Annotated in this window: 9 protein-coding genes; 8 read left to right on the top strand and 1 reads right to left on the bottom strand. The window is 66.7% G+C overall.

Features of this window, described 5'->3' with window-relative positions; translation table 11 throughout:
• Nucleotides 1-40 precede the first annotated feature (40 nt).
• The 4 genes from cobN to RJT48_RS07710 all read left to right on the top strand — a co-directional run bounded on the left by cobN (nucleotide 41) and on the right by RJT48_RS07710 (nucleotide 6,880).
• Nucleotides 41-3,985, top strand: coding sequence for a cobaltochelatase subunit CobN (cobN, locus tag RJT48_RS07725; protein WP_311171693.1), 3,945 nt, complete (start codon nucleotides 41-43; stop codon nucleotides 3,983-3,985).
• A 112-nt stretch (nucleotides 3,986-4,097) separates the two neighbouring features.
• Nucleotides 4,098-4,760 carry a precorrin-8X methylmutase gene (locus tag RJT48_RS07720; protein ID WP_311171969.1) on the top strand — a complete coding sequence of 221 codons (663 nt, stop codon included), beginning with the start codon at nucleotides 4,098-4,100 and terminating at the stop codon, nucleotides 4,758-4,760.
• Nucleotides 4,753-5,547, top strand: a complete 795-nt coding sequence (locus tag RJT48_RS07715; RefSeq protein WP_311171692.1) for a cobalt-precorrin-7 (C(5))-methyltransferase — start codon at nucleotides 4,753-4,755, stop codon at nucleotides 5,545-5,547. The genes RJT48_RS07720 and RJT48_RS07715 overlap by 8 nt, the downstream gene beginning before the upstream one ends.
• Nucleotides 5,548-5,560: 13 nt before the next feature.
• A complete protein-coding gene (locus tag RJT48_RS07710) occupies nucleotides 5,561-6,880 on the top strand; it encodes a cobyrinic acid a,c-diamide synthase (protein WP_311171691.1) in 1,320 nt (439 codons plus the stop codon).
• A gap of 70 nt (nucleotides 6,881-6,950) precedes the next feature.
• On the opposite strand, the gene RJT48_RS07705 is transcribed toward RJT48_RS07710, so the two are convergent.
• Nucleotides 6,951-7,685, bottom strand: a complete 735-nt coding sequence (locus RJT48_RS07705) for a helix-turn-helix domain-containing protein (RefSeq protein ID WP_311171690.1) — start codon at nucleotides 7,683-7,685, stop codon at nucleotides 6,951-6,953.
• 89 nt (nucleotides 7,686-7,774) lie between these two features.
• Between RJT48_RS07705 and RJT48_RS07700 the strand changes: the two genes are divergently transcribed.
• The 4 genes from RJT48_RS07700 to RJT48_RS07685 all read left to right on the top strand — a co-directional run bounded on the left by RJT48_RS07700 (nucleotide 7,775) and on the right by RJT48_RS07685 (nucleotide 12,426).
• The gene (locus tag RJT48_RS07700) at nucleotides 7,775-8,884 is read left to right on the top strand and encodes an MBL fold metallo-hydrolase (protein WP_311171689.1); all 1,110 of its coding nucleotides are present in this window, start codon (nucleotides 7,775-7,777) and stop codon (nucleotides 8,882-8,884) included.
• 3 nt (nucleotides 8,885-8,887) lie between these two features.
• Nucleotides 8,888-10,159: an MFS transporter gene (locus RJT48_RS07695; protein ID WP_311171688.1), complete on the top strand. Its 1,272-nt coding sequence runs from the start codon at nucleotides 8,888-8,890 to the stop codon at nucleotides 10,157-10,159.
• Between the two features lie 219 nt (nucleotides 10,160-10,378).
• Nucleotides 10,379-10,846 carry a DUF4260 domain-containing protein gene (locus RJT48_RS07690; RefSeq protein WP_311171687.1) on the top strand — a complete coding sequence of 156 codons (468 nt, stop codon included), beginning with the start codon at nucleotides 10,379-10,381 and terminating at the stop codon, nucleotides 10,844-10,846.
• A 26-nt stretch (nucleotides 10,847-10,872) separates the two neighbouring features.
• The gene (locus RJT48_RS07685; protein WP_311171686.1) at nucleotides 10,873-12,426 is read left to right on the top strand and encodes a sensor histidine kinase; all 1,554 of its coding nucleotides are present in this window, start codon (nucleotides 10,873-10,875) and stop codon (nucleotides 12,424-12,426) included.

Genomic DNA, 12,426 nt, shown 5'->3' with positions numbered 1-12,426 from the left:
GCAACCTTACTTGTAGTAGGGCAATAACGCTTTATCAACGATGGCGACGATCGGGCTGTACACGGCGACGGAGAACGAACTGGGCGCGGTCCAGCAGGCGGCGGCGCGACTCGAGGGGATCGATCTGGCTGTTCGCTCGGAGGGAGATCTCGACGGTATCGACGACGTCGACGCGTTCGTCGACGAGGTCGCGGACGCGACGGCGGTCGTGCTGTGGCTGCACGGCGCCGAGGAGAGTCTCCCCGGTTACGAGCACGCCGTCGAGCGGCTGACCGACGCCGGCGTCCCGCTGATCGTGAAGTCGACCGGCGACGCCTACGCGGTCGAGGACACGACCGTCGCCGCGAGCGACAGAGAGCAGGTGTACGAGTACCTCGACCGCGGCGGTGTCGTGAACCTCGCGAACTGCTGTCGGTTCCTCGCCGCGGAGTACGGGGCCGCTGAGGGGAGCGACGACGGCGAGGATGACGCTGCGGCCGGATCATTCGACGGCGGAGACGACGCCGCGGCCGAATCATTCGACGGCGAATACGACGACCCAGTCTCGCTGCCGACCGAGGGCGTCTATCACCCTGATCATCCCGGGATCGAGTACGAGGAACTGCGAGCCACGCACGACCCCGAGAAACCCACGATCGGCGTCTGGTTCTACGAGTCGCACTGGACCCACGCCAACACCCGCTACGTCGACGCGCTCGTGCGGGCCCTGGAGGCCGAGGGCGCGAACGTCCTGCCCGCGTTCTGCAATCCGGCGAGCGACGAGGCCGGGCAGGAGAACGCCGAGTGGGTCGCGCGCAACTGGTTCGACAGCGCCGAGGGCCCGGTCGTCGACGCGGTCGTGAGTTCGTTCATGTTCTCGCTGTCGATGAGCGAGCGCGGCCGCGACGCCAGCGACGAGGGGGCAGACGCCGAGGAGGTCTTCCTCCGGGAACTCGGCGTTCCGGTGTTGCAGGCGATCACGACGATGCGCTCGCAGTCGCGGTACGAGCGGAGCGACACGGGCGTGATGGGCTTCGAACTCGCGCTGTCGGTTGCGCTGCCCGAGTTCGACGGCAACGTCATCACCCACCCGATCAGCGGCAAAGAGCGGATGGACGACGAGGCGGGGATCGGCAGCGCGCCGAAGCAACACCTCCCGATCGACGATCGGATCGACCACGTCGCCCGACTGGCCGTCAACTGGGCGCGGTTGCGACACCTCCCGAACGACGAGAAGGACGTCGCGGTCGTCCTCCACAACTACCCGCCGAGCGATGACGGCATCGGGACGGCGTTCGGCCTCGACAGCCCCGAGAGCGCCGTCAACCTCCTTGAGGAACTCCGGGGGCGCGGCTACGACGTCGAGAACCCCCCGACAGACGGCGCGGCGCTCATCGACCGACTCACCTCGCAGTTGACGCTCGATTCGCGGTGGGTCGCCCCGGAGGACATCGCCGACCTTAGCGTCGATACGGTGTCGCCCGCACAGTACACCGAGTGGTTCGACGCGGCCGACGACCGGTTCCGCGAGGCCGTCGTCGACGAGTGGGGCGACCCGCCGGACCGGCCCTTCGCGGTCCCGGGCGTCGAGTACGGGAACGTCCTGGTGACGGTCCAGCCGCCCCGTGGGTTCGGAATGGATCCCTCGAAGGTCTACCACGACTCCGACCTCCAGCCCCCGCACGACTACTACGCCTTCTACGCGTGGCTGCGCAACGAGTTCGACGCCGACGCCGTCGTCCACCTCGGGACACACGGGAGCCTGGAGTGGCTCCCCGGCAAGACGGTCGGACTGAACGGCGCGAGCGCCCCCGACGCGCTGATCGACGACCTACCGAACGTCTACCCGTACATCATCAACAACCCCGGCGAGGGGACGCAGGCCAAGCGCCGCTCGTACGCAACGGTCGTCGACTACCTGACGCCCGTGATGCGTGCCGCCGGGACGTACGACGAACTGGCGGACCTCGAAGAACTGGTTCGCGAGTACCGCGAGGCCGGGATGGAGGACGCCCGGTCGGACAGCGGGGCGCAGTTGCGCGAGCGGATCCGCGCGTCAGTGGCCGAGCAGGATCTCGCCACCGATCTCGGGATCGAGTCGGTCGAGGACGTCGCGTTCGAGGACCTGATCGAACGGATCCACGAGTATCTCACCGACGTGAAGACCACGCAGATCCGGCTGGGACTGCACACGATGGGCGAACCGCCCGCCGGCGATCGGCTCGTGGAGTACCTCGTCGCGCTCACCCGGCTCTCGAATCCCGGCGCACCGAGCCTCAGAGAGAGCGTCGCGGGCGTCCTCGGCGTCGACTACGACCGGATGCTGAACGAGCCTGGGACCTACGACGAGGAACTGGGAATGTACCTCTCGGAGGCGGCCGACCGCGTCCGCGAGCAGTCGCTGTCGCTCGTTACGGAACTCGCCCGCCACGACTTCGACGTGCCGGCCTCGGAGCGCGAGGCGGGGCTGGACGACGAGGTGACGATGAACCTCCTGGTCGTCGACATCGACCCCCTGGGCGACGCGCGCGTTGAGGGCGGCGCCCACGACTCGCTCCGAGAGGTCCTCGAATTCATCTGCGAGGAGGCCGCACCGCGTGTCGCGGGCGCGGCCGAGGAGATTCCGCGGACCGCAGACGCGCTGTCCGGCGCCTACGTCCCGCCGGGCGGCAGCGGCGCGCCCACCCGCGGCGGCGTCGACCTCCTGCCGACGGCGCGGAACTTCTACACGCTCGACCCCCGGAAGGTTCCCGCGAAGACGGCCTGGGATGTCGGCAAGCGCGTCGCCGACGGCGTCGCCGAGCGTCACCGCGAGGAGAGCGCGGCGCAGAGCGCCGCGGAACAGTCGAGCGGGGAGCGGAGCGACCCGCGAGACGACGAGGGCGCCTATCCCGAGGAGATCGGGGTCGTCGCGTGGGGGACGCCGACGGTGCGCACCCGTGGGGAGACGATCGCGCAGGTCCTGGCGCTGATGGGCGTTCGGCCGGTCTGGACCGACGCCGGGCGGATCGACGACGTCGAGCCGATCCCGCTCGACGACCTGGACCGCCCGCGAATCGACGTGACGACGCGCGTGTCCGGGCTGTTCCGCGACGCGTTCCCGCAGGCGGCGAGCGTCGTCCACGACGCGGTGGACGCTGTGGTTGCGCTCGACGAACCGCACGAGCTGAACTACGTCAAGAAGCACGTCGAGGCGGAGGCCGAGGATCTCGAAGCCGACGGCGTCGACGCCGACGAGGCGAGGTCGCTGGCGAAACAGCGCGTGTTCACGACGAAGCCCGGCGGGTACGGCGCGGGAACGAACAAAGCCGTCGACGAGGGGAACTGGGACGACCGCTCGGACCTCGCGGACGTGTACGTCCAGTGGGGGGGCTACGCCCTCGGAAAGCGCGGGCGGGTCAGCGAAGCACACGAGAGTTTCGAAAGACGGCTCGGCTCGGTGGAGGCGACGGTCAAGATCGAGGACACGGACGAACAGGACGAGTTCGACTCCTCCGACTGGTACGCGTTCCACGGCGGATTCATCTCTGCCGTCGGGGAGATCGCCGGGAGCGACCCGGCCTCCTACGTCGGCGACTCCTCGGACCCCGACAACGTCTCCGTCTATACAAACGAGGAAAAAGTCAGGAAGACGATGCGGGCCCGGGTGCTCAACCCCGAGTGGCTCGACAGTATGGAAGAGCACGGCTACAAGGGCGCCGGCGACCTCTCGACGACTGTCGACGTCGCGCTCGGGTGGGACGCCACGACCGGCGTCGTGAGCGACACGCTCTGGGAAGACGTCGCCGAGGCGTACGCGTTCGACGCGGACCGCCGGGAGTGGATGCGCGACGTCAATCCCTGGGCCGTAGAGAACATTACGTCCACCCTTCTCGAAGCGATCGACCGCGACCTGTGGGACGCCGCCGACGGCGTCGCCGACCGACTCCGGGACATCAACCTCTCTGTCGAGGGCGACCTCGAAGCGGAAGCGAGCGGCGCGAGCGAGGCGATCTCAGATGACTGATGACACGCCAACCGACGATGCAAACGAATCGAACGGGTCGGAACCCTCGGCTGCAAGCGGGGGTTCTTCGACCGCCGACTACGCGGACCTGGGCGCGACGACCGAGGCGGCGATGGACATCGCGGAGACGAGTATGGACATCGTTCGCTCGTTCGTCCCCGACGAGAGCCTTCAGGACCGCATCCGGCAGAAAGCCGTACACGCGACCGGTTCACCGGAGTTCCAGCATCTGGTTCGCTTCCAGAACGATCCCGTCGTCGCCGGCGCCCGCGCCGTTCTCGACGAGCGGCCGATCGTGACCGACATCACGATGGTCAAAGCGGGGATCACGGGCCGCGGCCACGACTGCCCGGTACAGAAGGCGATCGGCGAGGGCGCCGAACTCGCCGCCGAGACGGGGATGACCCGGACCGCAGCGTCGGTGCTGGAACTGGACCGACAGGGGGTCTACGACGGCGCCATCGCCGTCGTCGGGAACGCCCCGACCGGCGCGCTGGCACTGGCCGACTGCATCGAGGACGGAACGCGGCCGGCCGTCGTCGTGGCGACACCGGTCGGCTTCGTGAAGGCGGCCGAGAGCCGGGAGCGGGTCCGCGCGGTCGCCGAGGAGTACGGGGTTCCGGCGATCACGAACGTCGGGACGCGCGGGGGGAGCGGCCTCGGCGCGGGACTCGTAAACGAACTCGTACACGTCGCCAGCGACGCGCGAGAGGGGGAGATCGACCTGTCGGCCGAGGCGCGAGATGTGGATCACCACTTCCCGACCGATGAGTGACGACTACGACCTCGATGCCGGGCCGGATCCCGCGGATATCGCCGCTGCGACGCCCGAACCGTCCGGCTCTCCCGAGACGGGCGAGGAGACGCCGGTATTCGCGGTGGGCATCGGGCCGGGCGATCCGAAGTACCTTACCCGGCGCGGCGCGCGCGCCATCAGCCAGGCGGACGTCGTCGTCGGCTTCGAGACCGTGGTCGACCTCGTCGCCGCGGAGACCGACGCCGACCTGCTCACCTGCGGCTACGCGGACGAGGCGGCCACGCTCGACTCCTTCGCGGATCGCGTGGACGACGGCGAACGCGGGACGGCCGTCCTGATGGGCGATCCGAACCACTCTGGATACCAGTTCCTCGGCAAGGTCCAGCGGGCGGTGGACGCCCCCGTGCGGGTCATCCCTGGAATCTCGTCGCTCCAGATCGCCGCCAGTCGGGCACGGACGCCGATGGAGGACAGCACGTTCGTCACGCTCCACAAGAGCGGCTCCCTCGACGCCGATCTGGATCGCCTCGTCGACGCCGTGGGCGACCGGCATCTGCTCGTACTGCCGCGGCCGTTCGACTGGATGCCCGGCGACATCGCCGCGCTGCTCGTCGATTCGGGGGCGGATCCACATCTCGACGCGCTGGTGCTGGAACGGCTGACGCGCCCGGATGAAGCAGTGACGCAAACTACGCTCGGTGCCCTCGCCGACTCCGCAGGCGGAACGGACCGGGAATCGACGCCGTACTCGGATCTCTCGGTGCTCGTCGTTCGCGCGGACGTCTCCGCGGAGGTGGAGGGATGAGTGGGGTGGACCGATGAACGGGTTCGTCGTCGGCGGCACGCGCTCTGGCGTCGGCAAGACGGTCGCGACGCTGGCGATCATCCGGGCGCTCCGGAACGGCGGCTGCGACGTCCAGCCCGCGAAGGCCGGCCCAGACTTCATCGATCCCAGCCATCACGAACACGTGGCCGGGAAGCCCTCGCGGACGCTCGATCTGTGGCTGGAGGGTCGCGAGGGCCTCCGTCGTAACTACTACCGCGGCGAGGGGGACGTCTGTGTCGTCGAGGGCGTGATGGGCCTCTACGACGGCGACTGCTCCAGTACAGCGATGGTGGCCGAGGCGCTCGACCTCCCGGTCGTGCTGGTTGTCGACGCGAAGGCGGGGATGGAGAGCGTCGCCGCGACGGCTCACGGCTTCCGGGAGTTCGCGTCGGAGGCGGGGAGTGACGTGGAGGTCGCCGGCGTCGTCGCACAGCGCGCACACGGCGGTCGACACGCGGAGGGGATCCGTGACGCGCTGCCCGACGGTCTGACGTATTTCGGGCGGATTCCGCCGCGTGCGGAACTCGAAATCCCGGACCGACACCTGGGTCTGCAGATGGGCGAGGAGGCAGCGCTCGACGAGGCAGCGCTCGACGAGGCGGCCGAATCGATCCGCGTCGAGGAACTGCGCTCCGTCGCCCGCGCACCGCCGCGTCCCGACTCGGGGCCGGGGCCGTCCGGCGAGCCGACGGACGCTCGAATCGCCGTCGCGCGCGACGCGGCGTTCTGCTTCTCCTATCCCGCGACGCTCGAACGCCTGCGGGAGCGCGCCGAGGTGGTCACGTTCTCCCCGCTCGCGGGCGACGCGCTCCCCCACTGCGACGGCGTCTACCTCCCGGGCGGCTACCCCGAACTCCACGCCTCGGAGTTGGCAGACAGCCGAGCGCTCGCTGCCCTCGCTGACCGCGCTGCTGACGGGGTGGCCGTCCTCGGCGAGTGCGGCGGCCTGATGGCGCTGTCGGAGTCGCTGACGACCGCCGAGGGGGAACGGTGTGAGATGGCCGGCGTCCTACCCGCGACCGTTCGGATGTGCGACCGCTATCAGGCGCTCGATCACGTCGAACTGGAAGCGACGTCCCGGACGGTAACCGCCGACCCGGGCGAGCGCCGGCGCGGACACGAGTTTCACTACTCCGAGGCCGACGTCGACACCGACGCCCGGTTCGCGTTCGAGGTCCGTCGGGGAAGCGGCATCACCGACGAGCGCGACGGCCTGACCGAACACCGGACGCTCGGGACCTACTGTCATCTCCATCCGGAAAGCGGCGCGTTCGATACGTTCGTCGAGCGCGCGGCGAGCGGCCGTTGGTAGCGGTCGTTCGTGGACCGTTCGCCGGACGCTTCTCAACCGGTCGCTCTTCGACCGGTCGCCCGGCAATCCCTCAGTCGGCCATTCCTTCGACCCGCTGCGTTCTGTCCACTTCCAGCGGGTTCCCGGTCGACGTCGCCGTGACAAGCCGCAGGAACTGGCCGGCGTTCGTGAGGAGTTTATTCTCCGCCTTCCGCAGGTGCTCTTCGTACGTCGAGCGCGCGACCGCGGTCTGCTCGGCGAGTTCGCGGAGCGACGTCTTCCGGGGCTGTTCGTAGTAACCGCTCTCTAAAGCCAGCCGGAGCGCCGCCAACTGTCGCTCGGTCACGTCGTCGAACAGCTGATCGACCGGCGCCAGCATACTGTGCGGGATCCCTTGCTCGGTGATCGCCGTCTTCGAGAGCACGTCGACGTTCCGGTCGGCTTCGAGGTCGGAAAGCAGCGCGCGGACGTCGGTCTCGTCGAACGCGATGACCGAGTAGTGTTCCCAGCCCTGCCGGTGGATCGTCGGCGGCTGGTACAGACAGTTGTACTCCTCGAACCGTTCGATGATCGAGTCCTCCAGCGAGCAGAGACACGACTGGGTGACGACGTGGAGGCCGGCGTCGTCGACGGATCGGTGGAGGATCGTCCCCAACCGCTCGATCTCGTCGAGCAGGTCTTCGCTCGGTGATTCCGAGGAGGTGATCTCGATCACCTGACAGTCGCTGAGATACCACTCCCGGATCGTGAGATCCGGGTAGTGTTCCGAGATCTCCCGGTACGGACACTCGTGTCTGACCCGGAAGGAGGCCTCATAGAGGCTCATACGAACACGAAAGTCCCTGAGTTAATTAAGGGTGCCGGCTATGTCCGGCAGCACTTATATCGGATAACCTGTCGTACGAACGAGCACCCATGTCAGCGATGGCTCCCGACGAACTCGGGAAACGGCTTCGGACAGATGACGACGTACTCGTGCTCGATATTCGTCACGAGGAGGATTTCGACGACTGGCATATCCCCACGAGCGTCAACGCCGACGTCTACGACGAACTCACGACGGAACCGGACGCGGCGAAAGACGCCCTCTCCGAACTCCCCGACGAGAAAGAAATCGTGACCGTGTGTGCCGAAGGTGTCGTCTCACAGACCGCAACGGACGTCCTCGACGAACTCGGCTACGACGCGACGACGCTCACCGACGGGATGTCCGGGTGGAGTCGGGTCCACCGTCACGCGCCCGTCTCTGTCGACCTCGATGGCACGCTCGTACAGGTCGCCCGACCCGGGAAGGGCTGCCTCTCGCACGTGCTGATCTCCGAGGGAGAGGCGGCCGTGTTCGACCCCTCGCACTACCTCGCGGAGTACGAGGCGGTGATCGACGACCACGACGCCGAACTCGTCGCCGTGCTCGACACGCACGCTCACGCCGATCACGTCTCCGGCGGGCGCGAACTCGCCGCTCGCCACGACGTCCCGTATGACCTCCACCCGAAGGACGCACTCGCCATCGAGGCGACGCCCATCGAAGACGGCGATACCGTCGGGATCGGCGCCGTCGAGGTCGACGTCGTCCACACGCCCGGCCACAGCGAAGGCAGCGTCTCGTTCGACCTCGAAGGAAAAGCGCTGCTCACCGGCGACACGCTCTTCCACGAGAGCGTCGGCCGCGTCGAACTGGGCGTCGCGGCCGGAATCGAGGACTCGGACGTCGAGGCGAACGCCGCGACGCTCTATGAGAGCCTCCAGCGGTTGCTGGAGCGGCCGGACGAGGCGGTGGTCCTGCCGGCACACGACCCGGGGTCCCCGGACCCGCCGGTGATCGCGACCCTCGGCGAAGTCAGAGCCCGGAACGAGGATCTGGGGCGCGACCGCGAGGCGTTCGTCCGGGAACTGGCCAACGACATCCCGGATCATCCCCCGAACTTCGAGCGCGTGAAGCGGACGAACGTGGGACAGGAGTCGGTCCCCGCCGGCGAACTCGCCGACCTGGAACTGGGTCCGAACAACTGCGCGGCCGAGTGATCGATGAGTACCGGAACCGAACTCAAACAGGGGATCCGCGAGCACCTCGGGCAGTTCTCGTTACACATCCTGCTGGTGTTCGCCACGGGGCTGACGATCGGGTCCGAACGGGCGGTCGTGCCCGTCCTGGGCCGGGACGTGCTCGGCGTCGAGTCGCTTTTCGTCATCGGCTCGTTCGTCGTCTCCTTCGGATTCGTCAAGGCGATCCTCAATCTCTATGCCGGCAAGTGGGGCGGCGAATACGGACGGAAACCCGTGCTCATTCTCGGGTGGGCGACAGCGCTGCCGCTCCCGTTGATTCTCATCTTCGCGCCGAGCTGGGGCTGGATCACCCTCGGGAACATCCTGCTGGGGGTCAACCAGGCGCTGACCTGGAGTATGGCGATCAACGCCAAGATCGACCTCGCCGGGCCCGACCAACGGGGCCTGGCCGTCGGTATCGACGAGGCGTTCGGGTACAGCGGTGTCGCCGTCGGTGCCTGGATTACCGGCGTGATCGCCGGGCAGTTCAGCCTCCGCCCGGAGCCGTTCTACTTCCTCGCGGTCGTGGTCGTGTTGGCGTTCCTCATCGCGATCTTCCTCATCGAGGAGACGGTCCAGTACGCGCAACTGGAGGTCGACGACGAGGATCACCACGACGCGAACCTCCCATTCGTGGAGGTCGTCAAGCGCGCGACCTACGGCGACCGGACGCTGTTCGCCGCGGCACAGGCCGGCCACATCGAGAAGTTCGTCGACACGCTCTACTGGCTGGCTGTCCCGCTGTATCTCACGAGCGAGGGGGTCGGGATCGCGTCGGTCGGGTTCATCGTCGGCGTCCACAGCGCGATGTACTTCCTCCAGATCGCGACCGGCGGACTCGCAGACCGGATCGGCCGCCGTCCGCCCGTCGTCGCCGGGATGTTCCTCACGGCTGCGGGCGTTCTCGGGATGGTGCTCTTCGAGGGGTATCTCCTGTGGGTCGTGCTTTCCGCCGTGTCAGGTCTCGGGATGGCGTTGCTCTATCCGAACCTGATGACGGTCCCCGGCGACGCGGCACATCCGACGTGGCGTGCGACCGGGATGGGCGTCTATCGGATGTGGCGCGACTCCGGCTACGGCGTCGGTGCGATCCTGATCGGGCTCACGATGGAGTTCGCGAACGTCGAGGCAGCCTTCTATATGACTGCTATCCTGATGTTCGTCTCCGGCGTGGTCGTGTTCATCTGGATGGAGGAAACCCACCCCGAGTTCGGCACGCACGAGCCGCCTGCTCCCGCGGAACCGTCGGTCTGATTCTGTCGGCGCTAACTGTTCCAAGACATTCGCGATCCAGGGACCCCGAAACTCTTCAGAGACTTACAGCCGACAGGACGAGCAGTCGCCGCGGGAGCTATCTTCCGCTCTTTCGCGCATTGTGACGCTCCGGACCGGGAGGACAGTGAGAGCGGATGGATAGTCGAAATCGACCGCAAGCGCGCCAATATTTATGCTCTCACCGAGCGTCTCAGTGCTATGGATCCGAAAACGATTCTCAGATTGGAAGGCGTCGGGCTCTTTGCGGCCGCGACTGCGGCGTATTTCACACTCGGCGGGCCCGTGTGGCTGTTCCTGCTGCTCGCGCTGGCACCGGACGTCTCGATGCTGGGCTATCGTGCCGGCCCGGTCGTCGGGAGTCGCCTCTATAACGCGTTCCACACGACTGTGGGGCCAGTCGCACTCGGGGCGGCCGGCGTCCTGCTGGGCGTCACACCGCTCGTCTGGGTTGCGCTTGTCTGGGGTGCCCACATCGGTGCTGACCGTGCGGTCGGCTACGGATTGAAGTACCCGACCGGGTTCACGGACACGCACCTCGGATCCGGGACCGCTCGGACCGACTCCACAGTGGAACTGCTCGGAGACACCACAGAGCAGATCGCTTCGGAGACGACTGAACGGACACAGCGCGCCGAACTGTTCGACGATGAGGCCGGCAGAGTTTAGCTACGACCACTCGTACCGTTGCGGCAATGCAATCTGTGGAATATCGGGAGCAGATATACGATATTCTCAGCGATCCGACACTGTCGATCGCGACGAGGATCGACGACGCGCTCGATGTCGGGGTCGACTATCTGGGTGTTTCTATCGGATTTTTCACTCGGATCGAGGACAACACTCAAAAGATCGTTCAATCGACCGGGAACCACACACTGATTCAGCCCGGCGAAACGTGCCCACTCGACGACGCGTACTGTCGTCGGACGATCGAAATCGAGAGTCCGCTGGCGATACAGGACGCAGACGCCTCGTCGGCGGTTGCCGACTCGGCAGTCGAGACGTTCGGGCTCGGGGCGTACATCGGTGCCCGGATCCTCGTCAAAAACGAGGTGTATGGGACGATTTGTTTTGCCGACACCGAGTCACGGGAAACCGACTTTACCGCGGCGGAGAGCTATTTCGTGGAACTCGCCGCCAGACTCGTCGCCCAGGCCCTCGAACAACAGTCGTACGAACGCGAACTGGCGGAACGCGAGACGGAGATCAAAACGAAGGAGGAGGTGTCCCGTGCACTCATCGATGCCAGCTTTGATCTGGTGTTTCAGATCGGCTCAGAGGGCCAGTTTACGTACGTTTCCCCCACTGTCGAGGATCTGCTCGGATATTCCGCCGACGACTATCTCGGCCAACCGTTCACCTCGATGCTGCCGGATCAGTCGACGATCGCAGTCGCCGAGGAGATATACGAGTCGGTGATGGCCGGTGAGACTGTGGTCCGGGAGTACTTCCCACTCGAACACCGGACCAAAGACCAGGTGCTCGTCGACATCCGGGTGACGCCGCTGTATTCCGGAGAGGTCCCGCCCGAGGACCGGACGCCCGCGGACATCGTCGGGGTCCAGGGGATGGCGCGGGATGCGAGGGAGCGCCACCACCGCTACCGCCTGATCCGGGTCCTCAACCGGGTTCTCCGGCACAATCTCCGGAACGATACGAACGTCATCAGCGGGTACGCGGAGATGCTCCGCGACCGTCTCGAAGACGAGGACGCGGCGTACGCGCGCAAGATTATCGAGACGACCGAGCGACTGATCACGCTCAGCGAAACGGCTCGGAAACTGGAGGCGAACCTCGGGACACCGCCGGAGATCGAAAGCGTCGATATTGTTCCAGTCGTCGTCCAGGCCGCCAATCAGATCGACGAACAGTATCCGGAGGCGTCGATTACAGTACACACCCCGGATGTAGCGATGGCGAAGAGTGCACCTCGACTGGAGGCAGCAGTGTGGGAACTACTGGACAACGCGGCCAACCACGCCGGTGCGGCGCCGTCGATAACAGTCACGGTCCTGATAGCGGACGAACAGACGGTGATCCAGGTCAAAGATGACGGCCCCGGAATTCCGACGGACGAAAAGACGGTACTCTTGTCCGGACAGGAAACCCCGCTGGAACACGGGAGTGGGCTCGGACTGCTTTTCGTCAACTGGATCGTCGAGAGCCTCGATGGGGAGCTCACCGTCCGGGACAGTGAGGCAGGCGCGTGTGTCGAGATTGCGCTCGGGCGAACCGGGGAACTCTAG

The sequence above is a fragment of the Halobellus ordinarius genome (assembly GCF_031823395.1).
GTDB classification, from domain to species: domain Archaea; phylum Halobacteriota; class Halobacteria; order Halobacteriales; family Haloferacaceae; genus Haloquadratum; species Haloquadratum ordinarius.
Note: the sequence above shows the minus strand (reverse complement) of the source record. Positions and strands in the feature narration are given on the sequence as shown.